Below are 18856 nucleotides of genomic sequence, written 5' to 3'. Positions count from 1 at the left end.
CCCCTCAGCCCGCCCAGGATCGTCAGTTGCTGGCTGGCACTCGACGACGCGACCGTCGAGAACGGCTGCATGCACGTGATTCCCGCCAGCCACCGCGATCCGAGGTTCAGCCCGGAGGCGCGAGCCGCCGACGTGGTTGCGGCGAACGCGGCGAGCGAGCGCGGGGAACAGCCCGCGCGGACTGACAGAGACACGATCGCCTCGTCCGATGCGTCCATCGGCACACCGGTCGAGCTCAGGGCGGGAGAGTGCATGTTCCACCACTGCCTGAACTTCCACGCGACGCCGGCGAACCGAACGGATCGTCAGCGCCGAGCGTTCGTCATGATCTTCATGGCGGAGGGAGTGCGCTATCACAACGCCCAGTCGCCGCACCACGTCCTCGTGCCGACCATCGAGGTCGCCGACGGCGAGCCGCTGGCGGGCGAGTGGTTCCCAGTCGCTTGACCGAACCTACAGCGCGCTCGCGGCGACGAGATTGGAACATCGGGTCAACAACGGCTGGCTCCGGTCGAACGGCTCCGTCGTGAAGATCACGCAGGTGAGCTCGCGCTCCGCGTCTGCCCAGACCAGCGTTCCCGTCGCTCCGGCATGTCCGAACGTCCGCCGGGAGACGAGATCGCCGAACAGGCAGCCGTTCGCGGCGAGGTTCCACCCGAGCCCCCACCGATTTGCCGCGCGGGTCTCCGGCGGGATGAGCGGATACTGCGAGCTGTGATCGGTCGTCATCGCGGCGACGGTCGCGGGACTGAAGACGCTGACGCCATCGAGCGAGCCGCCGCTCAGGAAGGTCTGAAGGAGCCGCTGAAGGTCGCCGACCGTCGAGAACATGCCTCCCCACGGCGCGCCGAAGTTCCGCCAGTAGTCGCTGTTCCAGCCCCAGTCCGTGTCGCGCATGTCCGCTCCGACGTTGACCGGCGCGACCCGGTGCGCGCGCTCCTGGACGATCCCCAGCGAGGACGACCGCATCCCCAGCGGCTCGTAGACCTCGTCGCGCAGGAAGTCCCGGGCAGGTTTCCCGGTCACGCGCGCCACGATCTCGGCAAGCATCGCGGTTCCGCAGCTCTGGTAGCTGATGCTCGTGCCGGGCGGGAACCCCAGCGGCAGCGAGCAGATCTCGCGGATGAACTCGCTGAAGGGCGCGTGGTTCCGCCGAAGTTCCGCGTTACTTGGGGTCATGTCGGGCAAGCCGGACGTGTGCGTCATCAGGTGGCGGACGCAAACGCCCTCCTTGCCGTTGGCGGCGAACTCCGGGACGTGCCGGCATACCGGGTCTTCCAGCAGAACCAACCCGCGCTCGACCAGCAGCATGACGGCGCAGACCGTCACCGGCTTCGTCACCGAGGCGACGAGGAAGAGAGTGTCGCGGGATACTGGCTCGGAATCTCGGAACGGATCGCGGACGCCGAAGACGTGCGGTTCGACGGCGGAACCGTGACGCGAGACGGCAATGGCTCCGCCCGGAAGCCTTCCGTCGGAGACGGCGCGATCCAGCAGGTCGAAGGCGCGCTTCAGGCGGAGCGAATCCAGCCCAGCCGACGAGGCGAGCTCCAGGGGAATCATGGGTCACTCCTTCGCGCGAGTCAGCGCCGGAACAACTGCCAGCTTCTGCCGGGGAACTCGGCGCGGAAGGTCTCCACGTTACCCCGGTCGGCGACAGTGACGTAACACGTACGTCCGTCGTGCCCGCCGAAGGCGATGTTCGTCGGCATCTTGCCCGTCAGAGCGATCTCGCGGACGACGTCGCCATCGGGGGACACGACGGCGACGGTTCCCTTGCCGTGCCGCGTGACGTAGAGGTTCCCTGCGATGTCGCAGCGCATGCCGTCCATACCGAAGTCGTCGAACCGATGGAGGAGCCGCTTGTTAGAGATGCTGCCGCCAGGGCTCAGGTCGTACGCCCAGATGTTCCGCTGGACGGTCTCGTTGACGTAGAGCGTGCGTTCGTCGGGGCTGATCTCAATGCCGTTCGTCGTGCCCATGTCCGCTTCGAGGCGTGTCACGCCCTTGTCGAGTTCGACGCGCCATATCTGACCCGTCGACGCGCCCCAGTTCGGATCGCTCGCGTAGACGATGTCGTTGGCTCCGATGGCGATGTCGTTGGGCTGATTCATCGTCGGCTCATGGGCACCCACGTGGATGTCGCGCGTTCCCATGTCCACGACGAGCACGTTGTGGTTCGTGTAGTCGGCGATGAGCATCCTGCCACGGCTGTCGAACCGGATTCCGTTGCCGATGCTGCCGTTGGGCAGTTCGAGGAAGACCTCGCACGCGCCGTCGGGAGTCACCTTGCCGATGGTGTGCTGGCGGACGTAGTTGACGGCGTACAGGTTCCCGTGGCGGTCGCAGGCGGGTCCCTCGATGCCTTGGGTGAACCCGCCGGGCGGCGTGAAGTCGGAGGCGACGTAGAGGGTGTCGGTGGACATGGGTTCTCCCGCGTGTTGGTTTCGGATCGGCGTCGGCGCGGACGACAAGCCTGACAGGTCGCCCTCGCCCGCGCAAGCGCCGGGATTGACGGGCGGCGCAGGGGCGTCTATATTGGCTCGCGACGGGCAAATACCGGAGGAAGGCTCGAATGACCGACCACGTGGATCGGCGCGTTGCCCTCATCGGGTTGGACTGCGCGCCACCGGAGTTCCTGTTCGGGGCATGGCTCGACTCTCTGCCGAACCTCAAGAGCCTTGTGTCGCGCGGCGTTCACGGTTCGCTGGCGAGCACGATCCCGCCCATCACGGTTCCGGCGTGGATGTCGATGATGACGAGCCAGGATCCGGGCTCGCTGGGCATCTACGGGTTCCGCAACCGGCTCGACTACTCGTACGACGGGTTGTTCTTCGCGTCATCGGGTTCCGTGAACGAACCAGCGGTGTGGGATGTCCTCGGAGCAGAGGGCAGGGAGAACATCGTCCTCGGCGTTCCCCTGACGTACCCGCCGAAGTCCGTGCGCGGACACCTCGTCTCGTGCTTCCTCACGCCTGATACGAACCGACCCTTCACCCATCCGCCCCAGCTCGGAGCGGAAATCCAGCGCGTCGCCGACGGGTACATGCTGGATGTCGCCGGGTTCCGCACCAACGACCGCGACGGGTTACTGACGCAGCTCTACGCCATGGTGGACAAGCGCTTCCGCGTCGCCAAGCATCTCGTGGCGTCGAAGTCGTGGGACTTCTTCGCGATGGTCGAGATGGGAACCGACCGCATCCACCACGCCTTCTGGCGGTTCTCCGACCCGGAGCATCGGCTCCATGAACCGGGACATCCGTACGCGACCGCGATGCGCGAGTTCTATATTCGGCTCGACGAACACCTGGGGGAGCTCCTCGAGGCATTGGGCGACGAGACGACCGTCTTCGTCGTCTCGGACCACGGCGCCAAGCGAATGGACGGAGGCATTTGCGTCAACGAGTGGCTCATCCGCAACGGATATCTGAAGCTGCTCTCGGAGCCGACCGCGCCGACCCGGCTGATGCCGAGCATGGTGGATTGGTCCGGCACGCGCGCTTGGGGCGATGGCGGCTACTACGGACGCATCTTCCTGAACGTCGAGGGTCGGGAGCCCAACGGAACCGTTCCGGCGGAAGGCGTCGATGCCCTTCGATCCGAACTCATCGCCGGGCTCGAAGCGTTGGGCGACGAGAACGGCAATCCGATTGGCACGGGGGTCTACAAGCCGGAGGACATCTACCGGAACGTCCGGGGGATCGCGCCGGACCTCATCGCCATCTTCGGCGGGCTCCATTGGCGTTCCATCGGACAGGTGGGCACCGGATCGGTTCACGTCTTCGAGAACGACACGGGCCCCGACGACGCGAACCACGCCGAGAACGGCATCCTGATCGCCGCCGGGCCCGGGATTCCCTCGCGCGAAGTTCCCATTGAGGGCATGTCACTCCTCGACGTCGCTCCGACGGTGCTCGATCTCTTCGGAGTCGAGCCGCCAGAAGCCTTCCACGGCACGAGCCTGCTGCGACGGTTCGAGACCGGCAACACGTTCACCGACGATGACGAAGCGGTCATCGCACAGCGGCTGGAGGAGCTCGGCTACCTCTGATCGCTGTTACGCAGGATAGGGCAAACGATGGCTAAGATCGGCATCGGCATTTTGAGCTTCGCTCACGGTCACGTTGGGTCCTACTGTTCGCAGATCGCCAACTTCGAGGATGCGCGCCTCGTCGCCTGCTGGGATGACGACGCCAGTCGCGGCGGCTCCATGGCGAGCCAGTACGGGATGCAGCTCTGCAAATCGCCGGAAGAGGTCGCACGCCACAAGGAAGTGGACGCGGTCATGATCGGGATCGAGACCTATCGGCACGCCGAAATGGTCCGAATGGCCACCGACGCCAAGAAGAACGTTCTCCTTCAGAAGCCGATGGCGCTGACGTTGGAGGACTGCGACCAGATCATCTCGGACGTGGACAAGTCGGGAGTCCTCTTCTCGATGGCGTACCAGATGCGCCAAGACCCGATGAACCAGATGATCAAGCACCTCATCGACGACGGGACGCTGGGCAAGATTGGCATCGTCCGACGGCGTCACTGCATCGGTGTGCTCTTCAACGAGGCGTTCCACTCGTCGTGGCACGTCGATCCCGTGAAGAACATGGGCATGTTCATGGACGACGCCTCCCACGCCGCCGACTTCCTGCTGTGGATACTGGGGGAGCCGGTCAGCGTCGTCGCGGAGATCGACAACCTGCTGACGACGGCGGCTCCCGACGACACGGGGTGCGCCATCTACCGGTTCAAGAACGGCGCGATGGCGATCCTTCTGAACTCGTCGGTCGTCTGGGCGGGCGAGAACACGACGGAGGTCTACGGCGATAGGGGCGTCGTCATCCAGAACCACGACGATGGGCCCTCGACCTCGACGAAGGGGATCACCAACCCCATCGGCCTAAAGCTCTACCGCGCCGACCAGGCGGACCGCGGCTGGCAGGACCTGGGCTTCGAGATTCCCGCCGGACATGGTGCGCGGATCGCCGCCGTCGCGCGTCCCTTCATCGAGTACCTGAAGAACCCCGATGTGCCCCACGCGGACGCTCGCGCTGGCAAGGTCTGCATCGAGATGATTCTCGGCGCGTACCGCTCGGCGAAAGAGGGGCGGCGAGTCTCGCTGCCGCTCTGACGCAGCACTGAGACCTTGGATGAGGAGGCAGATGAGCCGAGAGCGCATCCCGTGGACGGGCGTGTTCCCCGCCACGCTGTGCCCGTTCCACGACGACGATTCCATCGACGCTGAGGGTCTCGCCGCGTATATCGACGAGTTGTCGCGTGTCGAGGGCATCCGTGGCGTCGTCTGCAACGGACATACGGGCGAGATCACATCGCTCCGTGCGCGCGAGCGGGCCGAGGTGACGCGCATCGTCTCTGAAGCCGCAGGCGAGCGCGTGCGCGTCGTGTCGGGCGTGTCGGCGGAGGGCAGCCTCGAAGCCATCGATCAGGCAGTCGCGGCGAAGGAGTCCGGCGCGGACGCCATCCTGCTCATGCCGCCGCATCACTGGCTGCGGTTTGGGCGGACGAGCGAGACGGCGCTCGGATTTTTCGAGGACGTGGCTCTGGGTGCGGACATCCGCATCATCGTCCACCAGTACCCGACGTGGACGAAGGCGGGCTACAGCCTGCGCGAAATGCTCGCGCTCGCCGCCATGCCGCATGTAGTCTCGATCAAGATGGGCACGCGCGACATGGCGCGATGGCGCTACGACTACGAGACACTCAAGGCGGCCCATCCCGACGTGTCGATCCTCACCTGCCACGACGAATACCTGCTGCCGACGCTCCTGGAGGGTTCCGACGGCGCTCTCGTGGGCTTCGCCGGCTTCGTGCCAGAGCTCATCGTCGAGATCGTCGAGTGCGCACTGGCGGGAGACCTGTCGGGAGCGCGGAAGGCGCAAGCGCTCGTCGATCCGTTGTCGAGGATCGTCTATTCCTTCGGGGAACCGAGCGGCGACGCCCACCAGCGGATGAAGTGCGCCCGATGGCTCCTGGGACGGTTCCCGTCGATGCACATGCGGGGCCCGCTCCGTTCGCTACGTCCCGAAGCCGTCGCGGCGATCCGAGACGCCCTGACCGCCCTCGGCCTCGACTGCCCGAACTGAGGGACCCGATGGCGAAGGGCGACACGTTCCCATCGGAATCCCGTTCCTATCGTGATCCGCAGACCGGCGCGGAAGTCCGACAGGTCACGACGCATCCATCGCTGACGCACCACCCCTATTTCTACATCTGCGCCTTCGCCAGGGAGCCCGAACGGCTCCACTTCGTCTCGCACCGCACCGGCGCGCCCAACGTGTTCTGCGAGATGGGTCGCGGCGGCACGCTGCTCCAGATGACCGACCGAGACGATCTCAACGAGTGGTCGGTCGTTCCGTCACGCGATGGATCGGGGGTCTACTTCATCGCCGGTGGCGGCGTCTGGGCGATGGACGCCGAGACGCTCGCGGAGACCTGCCTGCGGCGCATCGGAGACCATGCTGGTTCCATCACCGGCGGATCGGCGAGCTGCTCGCTGAGCGCCAACGGCAAGTGGCTCGCCGTGGCGGAGCGAACGCCGAAGGGCGACTCCATCGTCGTCGTCAACACGTCCACGGGAGCGGCGGAGACGATCCTGGAGCGCGACACGGTGATGCACGTCCAGTTCTGCCCGGACGACGACACGTGGATCCAGTACGCGGGCCCGCTGGATCAGCGCATCTGGGTCATTCGACGCGACGGGTCGGGGAACCGGTACCTCTATCCGTCGAAGCCGATGGAATGGGTCACGCACGAGTCGTGGGTTCCCAGGAGCCTGGAGATCGTCTTCACCGACTGGCCCCGGGGGCTTCGGATGGCGCACGCCGAGTCCGGGAAGGTCAGGACGGTTGCAGAGCTCAACGCGTGGCACGCCAGTGCTCGCCTCGACGGCACGGCGTTCGTCTGCGACACGACGCTGCCGGACATCGGGCTCCAGCTCGTCGATGCGGCGACTGGCGCACGGCGAACGCTCTGCTTCCCCGGAGCGTCGAATGTGGGCGACCACTGGGCGGGTCCGTTCCCGTACTCGCGGAAGCCGTATCCGAAGGTTCACGCGCCGCAGCACACGCACCCGCACCCGTCGTTTAGCCCGGACGGCTCGCATGTGGTATACACTTCCGACCGGTCGGGGTGCGCCCAGGTCTACGAAGTCCGAGTTTTCGAGTTCTAGATCACGCAATCGAGCGCATCGAGGGAGCCCATATCCGAATGAATGTCATCCTGATTTCACTCGACACCACGCGCGCGCGAAGCCTGTCACTCTACGGACACAGCAACCTGACGTCGCCCTACCTGGACGACCTCGCAGCTCAGGGAACCGTGTTCGAGACGTGCATCGCGCCGCACATCCCGACCCATCCCGGACACACGACGCTCTTCACCGGCAAGGACGTTCTGACGCACCAGATCGTCACGCAGGGCGGCAAGCTGAACCTCGACGAGGGCATCCACACGCTCGCTGAGATCATGCAGGGGCAGGGCTACTTCACCTTCGCGGCGGACAACCTCGGCAGGTGGTTCGCGCGTGGGTTCCAGCTCTACGAGGGCTACTCGTGGACGATGCGCCACAAGGCGGCCCGGAAAGCCGAGGCCGTTAACTCGACCGTGTTCCGCCTGCTCGACCAGGCGCGGGCGCAGGACAAGCCCTTCTTCGGGTTCCTTCACTACTGGGATCCGCACACGCCCTACCTGCCGCCTGAGCCGTGGGAGCGCATGTTCTACACGGGCGACGAGTGCGACCCAGAGAACCGTTCGATGGACGAGGTCTACGACTGCGAGCCGTTCAAGTATTACTTCCTCAACTGGATGTTCAAGCCCGACGCCGATGACCCGGACAACCGCGCCAAGGCGAAGGTCTGGACCGACCGGAACTACGTCAACTCGCTCTACGACGCCGAGATCGCCTACATGGATCACTCCATGCAGCAGCTCTGGCACTACCTGACGCATCACGACCTGATGGATGACACGCTCATCGTCATCACGGCGGACCACGGCGAAGAGCTCGACGAGCACGCCCTGTGGTACGACCACCACGGGCTCTACGACACGAACGTGCACGTGCCGCTCGTGTTCCGTCACCCGGAGTACGTGCCGTTCAACGAGCGTCGCGCGGGCATCGTCGCCCACTCGGACATCGCGCCGACGATCCTCGACTTCTGCGGACTGTCACAGGTCGCGGCGGACGAGCGGATGGAGGGCGCTTCGCTCAAGCCGGTCATCGAGAACGCGAGCGACGCCGGCAGCCGCGATGCGATCTACATGACCGAGAACGGGTGGATGCGCAAACGCGCCTGGCGGACGAACCGCTGGAAGCTGATCGTCGAGACGGGGCATACGCCGGTCGTCTACAACAAGACGACGGACGAGCTCTACGACCTGGTTTCGGACCCGGAGGAGCAGCGCAACCTCATCGACGAAGCGCCGGAAGTCGCCGCGCAGCTTCGCGGAGAGCTTCAGGCATTCCTGCAGCGCCGGCTGTCGGAGACGGGCTTGCCCGACCCGACGGAGGAACAGGACATCACCATGCGGAAGATCGGCAACCTGGAGACCGCCGTTCCGCGCAACCAGGTGTTCACCAAGGACACCGAGACGTGAGATGGAGGGAGACGATGCCTCGCATGAGACATACCGTCGTGGCGTGCGCTGTGACGTACCTGCTCGGCGTGTTTGCGGCGGGAGCCGCGATCGACCCAGCCACTGCTGTGGGCGTCTGGCTGATGGACGAGGGCAAGGGCGGAGACGTTCCCGACAGCGGGGCCCACAAGTTCACCGGAACCATCACCGGCGCTAAGTGGACGGACGGCAAGTTCGGCAAGGCGCTGGAGTTCGACGGCAAGTCCTGGGTCAGCATTCCGGACGCGCCGGAGCTGCAGTGCGGCAAGCAGCTCACGATGATGGCGTACTTCTACGCCAAGGACATCGGCGACTGGCGGCAGATCATCGCCAAGAGCGATGAGTACCTGCTGCGCATCGATCCCCCAGGCGAGGGGAACCGCATGTCCGCCTTCATCAAGGTCGCTGGCAACTGGGAGCCCAGAGCCAGCGCGGCGGTTCCGTCCCTCAAGACGTGGATCCACTTCGCTGCGACCTATGACGAGGACGCCAAGGGCGGCGTCGACCATATCAAGATCTACGTGGACGGAGTTCGAGCGGGTCAGAGCACACGCGCCGGGAAGCATCCGGTGACGGATAAGGTGGTCGAGATAGGCCGCTGGGGCGGTGGGTCCTACTTCGTCGGGATCATCGACGACGCGGCAATCTTCAACGTCGCCCTCGACGAAGCCGACATCGCGAAGATCGCGAAGGAGGGCTTGTCTGCGGCGCTCCGAGGCGGGCTCTCCGTCGATGCCAAGGCAAAGCTCGCGACAACGTGGGCAGAAGCCAAGCGCTGAGCGTGCTTCTCCGGCTCTGAGCACGCCATGGGCGGTACGTCCGACGTACCGCCCGTTCCTCTGTGTGGGTATCCGGCTACGGGACTCGGAGCCCTGCCCAAGTCGTCGTCGCCTTGCCGTCAGGCTCGACAGACAGCGCTTTCGCGTCGAGGACGAGCGTCTGCATCTCTTCGGGGTTCTTGCCGAAGACGATCGTGTGGTTACCCCACCCGACCCAGCCGGTCTGTCCCGGCGCGTTCTTGTCGCTGTCGTTGAAGATGATCGCGAACGCGATCTGAGCGCCCGCCTTCAGCTCGGTTCCCTTCTTGGCGAAGATGTCGCTGGGCATCCGCCACTCGAACAGAGTCTGCTTCGCGCCCTCGTCGCGCTTCATCTGGATCTCGGCGTCGCCCTGGAAGGGGCCCGCCTCCTTGAGCCAGCCGTTCTTGATGGCGAAGTTGTAGAGGTGGGTCGTGCCGTTGGGCCACCCGGCTGCGATCTTGCCACCGGAGCTGTCGATGGCAAGTTGGGCTCCGTCGTTCTCCCACGGGTTCGCGCCGTCGGCGACGTACTCGTCGTCATCGACGATGGCGGCGAAGTAGAGGTTGTTCGCGTCATAAACGACGCGCATGCGCGCCGTGATGTCCTTGTCGCTGTCGCGAGTCCCGCCCAGGGGCTCCCATGAGTCCTTGCCCATGACCAGAACCGTCTTGGCGAAGTCCCAATCGCCGTACTGGGCATCGATCTTGATCTTGAATCCGCCGGTGTTGTAGACCGGATAGGTCTTCGTCTTCACGGCGTCCAGCTCTTGCGCGTGAGCTGCACCCACCCCAAACGCGATCAGCGCGGCGATCCCCAGACCATATCTCAGGTACCGATGCATCGTGGGCTCCTCCTCTTGTGCCGTTCATCCGTTTCCATGTTGTGAGGACACCGGAAACCATGTCGCGCCGGCGCTGCCTAGCAGCCCGGAGGGGGTCCTACCCGTCCAATGAGAGAATCGACTGCTCGACAGACGGCAAGGAGCGACATGTCGCCCCAGCGCCTGCCGACGACCTGCACCCCAATGGGCAGACCCGAAGACGAACGCGTCAGCGGCAGTACGACGGCGGGATGCCCCGTCAGGTTGAGCGGCGTGCAGTGGGCGAGTCCAGCCAGCCAATAGGGTACCCCTCGGTCGTCTACGCGGATCGGGTCGCCGGTCGGTTGGTGGGCGATGGCGGGAGTCGCTGTCACCGGGCAGATCAGCGCATCGAACTCGCCCAACAGTGCCTCCAAACTCCCGATGAGCACGTCGCGTCGGTTCAGCGCGGAGGCGAACGCGCGCATCGTCGCGTGGGCTCCGCGTGCGATGCCCCGCGCGAGCGGATCGTCCGAGTCCAACCGGGCGCCGATCAGATCGAGCCGCGCGTCTTCGTCCTCGTCGGACATCGTGGAACCGACCTCCGCCTCGAAGAGCTCGCCCCACGCGAGCCAGCACGACTCGAAATCGAAGCCAGCCGGTTCGCGGCGCTCGATGTGACATCCTGCGCGTTCCAGTGTGACGGCGAGCGCCGTGATCGCTCGTCGGGTCTCCTCAGTCGGGAGCAATCCGAACGTGTCCGTCCACGCGATCCGCAGCGATGGGAGCGCCTGCGTCTCCTGACGGATCAGCGGAACCGGCGGAACCTCCCACCGACGCCCGTCGGGACCGGCGATGAGCGTCAAAGCGAGCTCCAGATCGTCCACAGAGCGGGCGATAGGGCCCATGACGCCCATGTGCCGGATGCCTGGCAGAACGCCCGGCAACTCCGGGATGTGCCCCGCCCTCGACACGAGGTTGTCCGTGGGCTTGATCGCGTAGACGCCGCAGTAGTGGGCGGGGTTCCGCACCGATCCGCCAATGTCGCTGCCGATCTCCAGCGCCGACAGCCCGGCGGCGAGGGCGGCGGCTCCCCCGCCCGTGGATCCGCCCGGCGTGTGCTCGAGGTTCCACGGATTGGCGCTCCGCCCGAAGAGCGGGTTGTCCGTCTGGAAGTTGCCGGCGAGTGGCGGCAGGTTCGTCTTGCCGAGAATGATCGCCCCAGCTTGGCGGATCCGCGCGACGACCGTCGCATCGTGCTCCGGCACGTGATCGGCGAGAGGCGAATAGCCGCTCGTCGTGCGCATGCCAGCGACTTCGAGGGAGTCCTTGATCGTCACGGGCACGCCGTGGAGGGGTCCCCAGACCTCGCCGGACGCCAGGGCTCGGTCGGCTGCGTGAGCACGGACACGCGCGGCGTCTGCGTCGAGCGTGACGATGGCGTTCAGTCTGGGGTTGTGGCGGGCGATCTGGTCCAGGTAGGCGGCACAGAGCTCGGACGCGGAGATACGCCGCTCGCGGATGGCGGCGGCGGCTTCGGCAGCGGACCAGAACACCGGTGAAGTCATGCGGGCATCCGAACCGTCGTGTCGTTATTCGTCGTCCGGCGCGTGGAGCTCGCGCAGGTCGGCGCGGATCCCTTCGGTGACCTGGCGGATGTCCGACACGCCAACGTCGTGGATGCCGTCTCGCGTCACCGTCTTGATCGTCGGGTAGATGCCTCGGATGTCGTCGACACCGCCGGTGGCTGTGTCCTCGTCGCTGGCGTCGATCAACGCCTCGACCGCCGCACGGAGGGCGTCATTGAGCGGCATCCGACGCCGGTAGCGCTTCTTGAAGGTCGTGCGCGCGTCCTTGCCGCCGGAACCCGTGGCGAAGTACTCCGCCTCCTCGTACCTGCCGCCCGTGATGTCGTACTTGAAGATGCGTCCTTCGTTGCGGCGCAGGTCGTAGCCGGCAAAGATCGGCACGACGATCAGTCCCTGGATCGCCGCCGGGAAGTTCTGGCGAATCATCAAGCCCAGGTAGTTCGCCTTCCCTTCCAGAGTGAGAACCGTTCCCTCGACCTTCTCATAGAACTCCAACTGCGTCCGCAGGAGCTTCGCCATCTGGATCGCGGGTCCCGCCACGCCGGCGATGGCGATTGCCGAGTGATCGTCGGTGGTGAACACCTTCTCGATGTTCCGGTCGGCGATCTCGTAGCCGGAGGTCGCCTGTCGATCTCCCGCGATGATGACGCCGTCGGCGTAGCGGAGCGCGAGGATCGTCGTGCCGTGAGGGGCGCCGGCGAGCGCGGACGACTCCGTATCCAACGTGGTCGGCATCAGGTGCGGATGGCGCTCCCGGATCAACGCGATGAAATCGGTCTGAGCCAGCTCATGGCGCCACACAGACGGGTCTCCCAAGCAGCGGTCGGTCGGTTTGAGTGGATCGAGTGCCGATGACGGCAGGCTGCTACTCGCCGCCCCGCTGGATGTAGTTCTCGACGAACTCCTCCGAGTCTTCCTCGAGCAGCTCGTCGATCTCGTCCAGCAGTTTGTCGATGTCATCCTTGAGGGCTTGTCCCTCTTCGATGACCTCGGCGTTCATCTCCTGCTCGGAGGCTTCCCGGTTCGCCTCTTCGTGCTGGGTCTGTTTCTGACTGGATTCGGGCATGGTGAACGCCTCCTAACTGCTTTCACCGGGCTTGCGTTCGATGGCTTCGACGAGTTCGGCGGCGGAACGCGATCCTTGGATCACGTCGCCGACCATGGCTCTCGTGCCACGCAGCGGGTTTTGCATCGGGATTTTGTGGAGCGCCTTGCCGCTGATGTCGAAAATGAGCGAGTTCCAACTGGCGGCGTGGACCTCGTGCGGGAACCGCTTGAGGCACATGCCCCGGAAGTACGCTCGCGTGTCCATCGGCGGGTTCGTCATGGCATGGAGGACCGCTTCCTGAGATACGATCCGGCGCACGTGCCCAGCCTTCTCCAAGCGGTAGTACATGCCGACGTTGGGGCGAACGTCGTGGTATTGGAGGTCCAACATCGTCAGTCGGTGGTCGTCCCACTGGAGCGAGTGGCGTTTGCGGTATGCGGAGAGCCACGAGTACTTGATGACCCAGTCCAGCTCCTTGCTGAGCTGCATGGGGTCTTGCTCGAGCTTGTCGAGAACCTCGCCCCACTTCGCGTGCACGTCGCGATGGATCTCGTCGTGCTCGTCGGCGGGTTTGTCGCCGAGATACTGGCTGGCGAGGGCGTGGTAGGCGCGCTGGATGGCAATCGGCGACATGTCTCGTCCGTCTTCCAGACGGATGCGCTTGCGGCACGTCATGTCGCGCGACACGTCTCGGATCGCTTGGACCGGATTCCTCAGACGATACTGCCCGTCGACGATGCCGTCTTCGATCATCGATAGAACCAGCGCCGTGGTTCCCACCTTGAGGTAGTTGGCGTATTCGGACATGTTCGCGTCGCCGACGATGACGTGGAACCGCCGGAACTGCTTCTCGTCCGCGTGGGGTTCGTCGCGCGTGTTGATGATCGGGCGGTCGACCATCGTGCTCAAGCCGACCTCGGTTTCGAAGAAGTCCGCCCGCTGGGATATCTGGTAGTCGATGGGATCCGACCCGTTCTCAGCCCCCACCTTGCCCGAACCGGCGAATATCTGGCGGGTCACGAAGAAGGGCATCGCGCCTTCGACAATCGCTTGGAACGCGGTGTGGCGCGCCATGAGGTAGTTCTCATGGCAGCCGTAGCTGTGACCCTTCCGGTCCGAGTTGTTCTTGTAGACGATGATCTCGCGGCGGTTGTCCAGGGCTTGCTCGGCGATGCGCGAGCTCATGTCGAGGATGAGTTCCCCGGCTTTGTCGTAGATGACGAGATCGCGGGCGTTGGCGCATTCGGGCGTGCAGTACTCGGGGTGCGCGTGATCGACGTAGTAGCGTCCGCCGTTGGTCAGGATGTCGTTGATGACGGCGTTGCTCTCGTCGTCGGGCGGAGGGGCTTCTGCCTCCGTCTGGAACCCGCGCGCATCCAGAAGGGGGTTCTCCTGCGCGTAGTCCCAGACGACTTGGCGCAGGTCGCGCTCCTTGTAGCTGTTGACGACCAGGGTCGAGGATGCGACGGGATCGAAGTCCGCGGCGTTGCGGACCATGATCCCGTATTCCGTCTCGATTCCCATGACCTTGGGGAGAGCCACCGAAGCCGCTGCCTTCCTGCCGTGCGCCCGACTGCGGAAACGGGGCGACATGCGCCGCCCCGTCCTCACAGACTGCTATTCGGAGATCCCGTCCCGACGCCTACAAGTAGTGACCCGCACTGACGACCCGGACGTCACGCTTCTTCTCCTTCTCCTCGGCGCTGACCAGGAGTTTGACGTTGACGATCCGTTCGCCCTTTCTGCCTGAGATGGCTGCCCACTCATCCGGGTTCTTCGTGTTCGGAAGGTCTTCGTTTTCCTTGAACTCGTCGCGGATGGCGCGTTCGACGTCCGCGAAGCGGATGCCCTTCTTGCCGCCGTCGATGGCGCGCTTGAGAGCCCACTTCTTCGCCCGCGCGACGATGTTCTCGATCATCGCGCCGCTCGCGAAATCCTTGAAATAGAGGACTTCGCGCTCGCCCCGCGAGTAGGTCAACTCGAGGAACCGGTTCTCGTCGCAAACACGGTACATCGCATCCGCAGCCCGGTCAATCAGGCGCTGAACCGACTGTTCGAGCGTCTCGTTGGGCGCGGCGTCCTCCAACTGGATCGGCAGATCCGGCGTGAGGTACTTCGAGAAGATGTCGCGAGCGCCGTCGACCGTCGGGCGGTCGATCTTGATCTTGACGTCGAGGCGACCGGGTCGCAGAACCGCCGGATCGAGCAGGTCTTGCCGATTGCTCGCGCCGATCACGATGACGTTCCGCAATCCCTCGACGCCATCGATCTCGGCGAGGAACTGGGGCACCAGCGTCGATTCCATGTCGGATGAGATGCCCAGTCCGCGCGTTCGGAAGAGAGAGTCCATCTCGTCGAAGAAGATGATGACGGGCATCCCTTCCTGCGCCTTCTCTCGGGCTCGCTGGAACACCTCGCGGATCTTGCGTTCCGTCTCGCCGACGTACTTGTTGAGCAGCTCCGGGCCCTTGATGTTGATGAAGAACGCCCGAATCTGGTCGTCGCCGGACATCTCGCGAGCCTTCTGCGCGAGGCTGTTCGCGACCGCCTTGGCGATGAGCGTCTTGCCGCAGCCGGGGGGCCCGTAGAGCAGGATGCCCTTCGGGGGGCGCAGGTTGAATTCCTTGAAGTGCTCCGGGTAGAGGTACGGTAACTCGATGGCATCTCGGATCTGTTCGATCTGCTGTTCCAGACCGCCGATGTTGTCGTAGTGGACGTCCGGGACCTCTTCCAGCAACAGGTCCTCGACTTCGGATTTCGGGAGCCTTTCGACGGCGATGCCGGTCTGGAGGTTCAGCAGGATGTTGTCGCCGGGCTTGAGAACGCTGGTGTCGAGGTCGCCCGACAGGTTGACCACGCGTTCCTCGTCGGCGCGCATCGACACGACCATGCGCTCGGAGTCGAGGATGTCCTTCACCTTGACGACCTCGCCGTGTCGGTCGGTCGGCGCGACGGCAACGACGTTGTATGCGCCGTTGACGATGACCTCCTGGCCGCGGTGCAACGATTCGAGCGCGATGGACGGGTCGAGGTTGACCCGCATTTTCTTGCCCAGCAGGTTGATGTTCGCCGTGCCGTCCTCGTTGGGGCCCAAGAACGCCCCGTAGTTGTTCGGAGGCGCACTGAGCTTCTCGACCTTTTCGCGCAGGAGCGAAAGCTGCTCCTTGGCTTCCTGGAGGGCGCCGCTGAGCTCGCGGTTCCGACGATGGAGCTTCACCATCTCCCGCGATGCCTCATACAGCTTCATCTCGGCTTCGTCCGAGGAGACGCTGTTGAGTTTGCGGCGCAGGTCGCTCATCTCGGACTGCATCGCCTCGATGATCCCATCCAGCTCGCGGATCCGCTCGACGTAGCGGCGGATGTCGTCGTCGCGAGCTTCCGCCGATCCGTCGTCGCGCGGCGGGATACCACGCACGCGTTCCCCGTCTGGCGGCTTGTTCGGGGTCATCATGGGGAACCTCCCATTGTCGGCGTCTCTGGTCGATCCCTGACGTCGCGACCGGCTCGGACGCATTGCAGGGCGCCCGACGTCGCGCTGCGTCCGGGCTGCACGGCTCGGACGAAGGTTCTTGAGTATACAACGTGCCGGAAAGGCGGTCAAGCTCAGTAGCGGCGCGGATTGTGCCTGCGTCCTGTTTAACCGTCGCCGAGGGCGTTCCCGGCACTCTCTCCCGGCACATGGACAACGTGAGGGATGGGCCCGCTGATTACGGGAATCAGCGGGCAGCTTGCGCTGCCGCATGCGCGTGTCGCAGGAAGTCGATCGACTTCGGCGCTTCCGAGGCGTAGTCGCGCCAGTTGCACTCGACTGAGATGCGGGCATCGTAGCCTGCGGCGCTGAGGGCGGCGAAGAAGGAGGGATAGTCGTAGGAGCCGCTGCCCGGATGCAACCTGCCTGCGTCGGCGACGTGCACGTGGGTCACCCGCGACCCGGCGTCGACGATGCTGGACATCGCCTCGCGCTCTTCGTCGAGGTGGTAGAAGTCGACCAGAACGTTGATCTCGTCGGCATCGACACGTCTCGCCATCGTATCGGCTTCTGCGACGCTGTTCAGGATGTTCGATTCGCGCCGGTTGAGCGGCTCGATGGCGATGGAGATGCCGTTACGGCGGGCGTGTCCGGCTGCCAGGTTCAGAAACTCGACCACCTGCAACTCGGCATCGGCTCGCGGAAACCCGTCGGGAACGTTGCGGGCTCCCCCGCTTCCGAAGACGATCACCTTGCCGCCGAGAGCGGAGACACGTTCGGCAGCCGAACCGACGTAGCGGCCGATGCGAGACCAGTCACGGTCGGGTCCGACGAGCTTCAGATCGGGCGGGATGAAGCTATTGAAACACTCGGGAACCAGGCGCGACGTCGCCACAACATCCCGCAACGCTTCAAAGTCCGTATCCGGCGACTCGGGCACGACCATGCCCACACCGAACTCCATGAAGTCGCAGCCGGCGTCTTCGAGCACCGCCATCGCGGGCGGCAGAGCGGCGAGGCGCGCCTGGTGGGCGTCGCGGACGTTGAGCTGGCTCGCCCCGGATGTCGGAGGCACGAACGATGCCAGCGCGACGCAGCACCCGAATCGCATCGGTATCCCGTTCGTGGGAGATGGGAACGGCTCCGCCCATGGGAGACGGAGCCGTGCCCGGTTCTCGACTAGCGCTTGTCGATGGGCACGTACGGCAGGTCCATCTCGCCGACGTAGATTTCGATGGGTCGGATCAGCTTGTTGTTGTCGTGCTGTTCCATGATGTGCGCCGTCCATCCGGTGATGCGCGCCATCGCGAAGATCGGCGTGAATAGCGAAATGTCGAGCCCCATCGTGTAGTAGGACGACGCCGAGTAGAAGTCGACGTTGGCGTAGACGCCCTTATCCGACATTCCGGCATTGTCCATCGCCTGTTCGACCGCCTCGGAGATCTCGATCCAGCGGAGGTCGCCCGCCCGTTCTCCGAGCGTTCGCGACATGCCCTTCAGGACGTTGGCTCGCGGGTCGTGCGCCTTGTAGACGCGGTGTCCGAAACCGGCGACACGCTTGGGCGGAAGTGTCGGGGCATTCCGCCTGCCGGCGAGCACTTCGTTGATGTAGTCCTTCGCACGCGCCGCGGAGCCGATATCTTTCAGCATCTCGAGGACGGCGAAGTTCGCCCCACCGTGCAGGGGTCCCTTCAGCGCCCCGATGCCGGCGACCACGCCCGCGTACATGTCGGACAGCGTGGCGCAAGTAACGCGCGCCGTGAAGGTCGAGGCGTTGAACCCGTGATCGGCGTGTAGAACGAGCGATGTGTCGAGCGTCCGCGCCACGTACGGATCGGGTCGCTTGCCGCTGACCATGTAGAGGAAGTTGCCGGCGAGGCTATCTTCGCTCAGCGGAGCGATGGGGTCGAGCCCGAGATGGTGTCGGTGGAACGCGGCGATCATGGTCGGGAACTTGGCGGTGAGACGAACCGCCTTCCGCATGTTGGCGTCGTGGGAATTGTCTCCCAGCTCCGGGTCGAAGGCGGACTGGAACGAGACGGCGGTTCTAAGCGCGTCCATCGGATCTGCCGAGCGGGGCAAGGCTCGGATGGTATCCAACACGCGAGCGTCGATCGCCCGTTCCGCCACGAACTGCTCATTGAGGTCGCTCAACTGCGCCCGGGTCGGGAAGACCCCCTGCCACAGCAGGTAGGCGACCTCCTCGAACGAAGCCTGGGTCGCCAAGTCCTGGATGTTGTAGCCGCGGTACAACAGCTTCCCGATTTCGCCATCGATAAAGCAGACTTTGGTCTCTGCGACGGCGACGTCCTTGAGCCCTTCCTGCACAGCCGCCATATGCTGTTTCCTTTCAGCGCTTCTCCGGGCCCGTGATCTACCGTCGAAGCCAACGTGGTAAGTACGAGGCGGCAACCCGACGAGCGCCGTGCGCGCTCGATCCGTACCGCTAGGATTCCCAAATGGATTATGCCACCTACCCACCGGATCGTAAAGGCGATACGGCAGCGATGCTCGTCAGACGAA

General features: G+C 64.8%; 17 protein-coding genes. 7 read left to right on the top strand and 10 right to left on the bottom strand.

Annotated elements, in window-relative coordinates:
• The coding region (locus tag FJZ36_12460) for a phytanoyl-CoA dioxygenase family protein (GenBank protein ID MBM3215715.1) at window positions 1-447 on the top strand (447 nt) is incomplete at its 5' end.
• A 6-nt stretch (window positions 448-453) separates the two neighbouring features.
• Here FJZ36_12460 and FJZ36_12455 read toward each other — a convergent pair.
• Together FJZ36_12455 and FJZ36_12450 are read right to left on the bottom strand one after the other, a co-directional pair.
• Window positions 454-1563 (bottom strand): beta-lactamase family protein, encoded by a 1110-nt coding sequence (locus FJZ36_12455; protein ID MBM3215714.1) that lies wholly within the window; start codon window positions 1561-1563, stop codon window positions 454-456.
• A 20-nt stretch (window positions 1564-1583) separates the two neighbouring features.
• Window positions 1584-2426, bottom strand: a complete 843-nt coding sequence (locus FJZ36_12450; protein ID MBM3215713.1) for an SMP-30/gluconolactonase/LRE family protein — start codon at window positions 2424-2426, stop codon at window positions 1584-1586.
• A gap of 149 nt (window positions 2427-2575) precedes the next feature.
• On the opposite strand from FJZ36_12450, the gene FJZ36_12445 reads away from it, so the two are divergent.
• From FJZ36_12445 to FJZ36_12420, 6 genes are read left to right on the top strand one after another with little or no spacing between them, the layout of a single operon-like run.
• Window positions 2576-4051 (top strand): phosphodiesterase, encoded by a 1476-nt coding sequence (locus FJZ36_12445; GenBank protein MBM3215712.1) that lies wholly within the window; start codon window positions 2576-2578, stop codon window positions 4049-4051.
• 27 nt (window positions 4052-4078) lie between these two features.
• Window positions 4079-5125: a Gfo/Idh/MocA family oxidoreductase gene (locus FJZ36_12440; protein ID MBM3215711.1), complete on the top strand. Its 1047-nt coding sequence runs from the start codon at window positions 4079-4081 to the stop codon at window positions 5123-5125.
• Between the two features lie 31 nt (window positions 5126-5156).
• Window positions 5157-6098, top strand: a complete 942-nt coding sequence (locus FJZ36_12435; protein ID MBM3215710.1) for a dihydrodipicolinate synthase family protein — start codon at window positions 5157-5159, stop codon at window positions 6096-6098.
• Window positions 5978-7183 carry a hypothetical protein gene (locus tag FJZ36_12430; GenBank protein MBM3215709.1) on the top strand — a complete coding sequence of 402 codons (1206 nt, stop codon included), beginning with the start codon at window positions 5978-5980 and terminating at the stop codon, window positions 7181-7183. The genes FJZ36_12435 and FJZ36_12430 overlap by 121 nt, the downstream gene beginning before the upstream one ends.
• A gap of 38 nt (window positions 7184-7221) precedes the next feature.
• Window positions 7222-8610, top strand: coding sequence for a DUF4976 domain-containing protein (locus FJZ36_12425; GenBank protein ID MBM3215708.1), 1389 nt, complete (start codon window positions 7222-7224; stop codon window positions 8608-8610).
• Window positions 8611-8624: 14 nt separating this feature from the next.
• Window positions 8625-9407 carry a LamG domain-containing protein gene (locus tag FJZ36_12420; GenBank protein MBM3215707.1) on the top strand — a complete coding sequence of 261 codons (783 nt, stop codon included), beginning with the start codon at window positions 8625-8627 and terminating at the stop codon, window positions 9405-9407.
• Between the two features lie 76 nt (window positions 9408-9483).
• Here FJZ36_12420 and FJZ36_12415 read toward each other — a convergent pair whose 3' ends face one another.
• From FJZ36_12415 to FJZ36_12380, 8 genes are all read right to left on the bottom strand, one after another.
• Complete coding sequence (locus tag FJZ36_12415; GenBank protein MBM3215706.1) at window positions 9484-10269, bottom strand: hypothetical protein; 786 nt, start codon at window positions 10267-10269, stop codon at window positions 9484-9486.
• A 77-nt stretch (window positions 10270-10346) separates the two neighbouring features.
• A complete protein-coding gene (locus tag FJZ36_12410) occupies window positions 10347-11795 on the bottom strand; it encodes an amidase (GenBank protein MBM3215705.1) in 1449 nt (482 codons plus the stop codon).
• 24 nt (window positions 11796-11819) lie between these two features.
• Window positions 11820-12551 (bottom strand): proteasome subunit beta, encoded by a 732-nt coding sequence (gene prcB, locus FJZ36_12405; protein ID MBM3215704.1) that lies wholly within the window; start codon window positions 12549-12551, stop codon window positions 11820-11822.
• A gap of 130 nt (window positions 12552-12681) precedes the next feature.
• Window positions 12682-12882 carry a ubiquitin-like protein Pup gene (locus FJZ36_12400; GenBank protein MBM3215703.1) on the bottom strand — a complete coding sequence of 67 codons (201 nt, stop codon included), beginning with the start codon at window positions 12880-12882 and terminating at the stop codon, window positions 12682-12684.
• A 12-nt stretch (window positions 12883-12894) separates the two neighbouring features.
• The gene (locus FJZ36_12395; protein MBM3215702.1) at window positions 12895-14406 is read right to left on the bottom strand and encodes a proteasome accessory factor PafA2; all 1512 of its coding nucleotides are present in this window, start codon (window positions 14404-14406) and stop codon (window positions 12895-12897) included.
• A gap of 100 nt (window positions 14407-14506) precedes the next feature.
• Window positions 14507-16174: a proteasome ATPase gene (gene arc / locus FJZ36_12390; protein MBM3215701.1), complete on the bottom strand. Its 1668-nt coding sequence runs from the start codon at window positions 16172-16174 to the stop codon at window positions 14507-14509.
• Window positions 16175-16580: 406 nt separating this feature from the next.
• Window positions 16581-17621 (bottom strand): sugar phosphate isomerase/epimerase, encoded by a 1041-nt coding sequence (locus tag FJZ36_12385; GenBank protein MBM3215700.1) that lies wholly within the window; start codon window positions 17619-17621, stop codon window positions 16581-16583.
• Window positions 17513-18670, bottom strand: coding sequence for a citrate synthase (locus tag FJZ36_12380; GenBank protein MBM3215699.1), 1158 nt, complete (start codon window positions 18668-18670; stop codon window positions 17513-17515). Before FJZ36_12380 ends, FJZ36_12385 begins: the two co-directional genes overlap by 109 nt.
• Between the last annotated feature and the right edge of the window lie 186 nt (window positions 18671-18856).

It is taken from the genome of Candidatus Poribacteria bacterium (genome assembly GCA_016866785.1).
Classification (GTDB): domain Bacteria; phylum Poribacteria; class WGA-4E.
The sequence above is the reverse complement of the archived record's forward strand: the minus strand, read 5'-3'. Positions and strand labels throughout refer to the sequence as shown.

Coding starts and splice junctions, on each gene's coding strand:
- FJZ36_12450 (MBM3215713.1), bottom strand. CDS start 2,426: ATGTCCACCGACACCCTCTACGTCGCCTCCGACTTCACGCCGCCCGGC.
- arc (MBM3215701.1), bottom strand. CDS start 16,174: ATGCAGTCCGAGATGAGCGACCTGCGCCGCAAACTCAACAGCGTCTCC.
- FJZ36_12420 (MBM3215707.1), top strand. CDS start 8,625: ATGCCTCGCATGAGACATACCGTCGTGGCGTGCGCTGTGACGTACCTG.
- FJZ36_12445 (MBM3215712.1), top strand. CDS start 2,576: ATGACCGACCACGTGGATCGGCGCGTTGCCCTCATCGGGTTGGACTGC.
- FJZ36_12435 (MBM3215710.1), top strand. CDS start 5,157: ATGAGCCGAGAGCGCATCCCGTGGACGGGCGTGTTCCCCGCCACGCTG.
- FJZ36_12415 (MBM3215706.1), bottom strand. CDS start 10,269: ATGCATCGGTACCTGAGATATGGTCTGGGGATCGCCGCGCTGATCGCG.
- FJZ36_12430 (MBM3215709.1), top strand. CDS start 5,978: ATGGCTCCTGGGACGGTTCCCGTCGATGCACATGCGGGGCCCGCTCCG.
- FJZ36_12400 (MBM3215703.1), bottom strand. CDS start 12,882: ATGCCCGAATCCAGTCAGAAACAGACCCAGCACGAAGAGGCGAACCGG.
- FJZ36_12410 (MBM3215705.1), bottom strand. CDS start 11,795: ATGACTTCACCGGTGTTCTGGTCCGCTGCCGAAGCCGCCGCCGCCATC.
- FJZ36_12455 (MBM3215714.1), bottom strand. CDS start 1,563: ATGATTCCCCTGGAGCTCGCCTCGTCGGCTGGGCTGGATTCGCTCCGC.
- prcB (MBM3215704.1), bottom strand. CDS start 12,551: ATGCCGACCACGTTGGATACGGAGTCGTCCGCGCTCGCCGGCGCCCCT.
- FJZ36_12440 (MBM3215711.1), top strand. CDS start 4,079: ATGGCTAAGATCGGCATCGGCATTTTGAGCTTCGCTCACGGTCACGTT.
- FJZ36_12385 (MBM3215700.1), bottom strand. CDS start 17,621: ATGGACGGCGCACATCATGGAACAGCACGACAACAACAAGCTGATCCG.
- FJZ36_12425 (MBM3215708.1), top strand. CDS start 7,222: ATGAATGTCATCCTGATTTCACTCGACACCACGCGCGCGCGAAGCCTG.
- FJZ36_12380 (MBM3215699.1), bottom strand. CDS start 18,670: ATGGCGGCTGTGCAGGAAGGGCTCAAGGACGTCGCCGTCGCAGAGACC.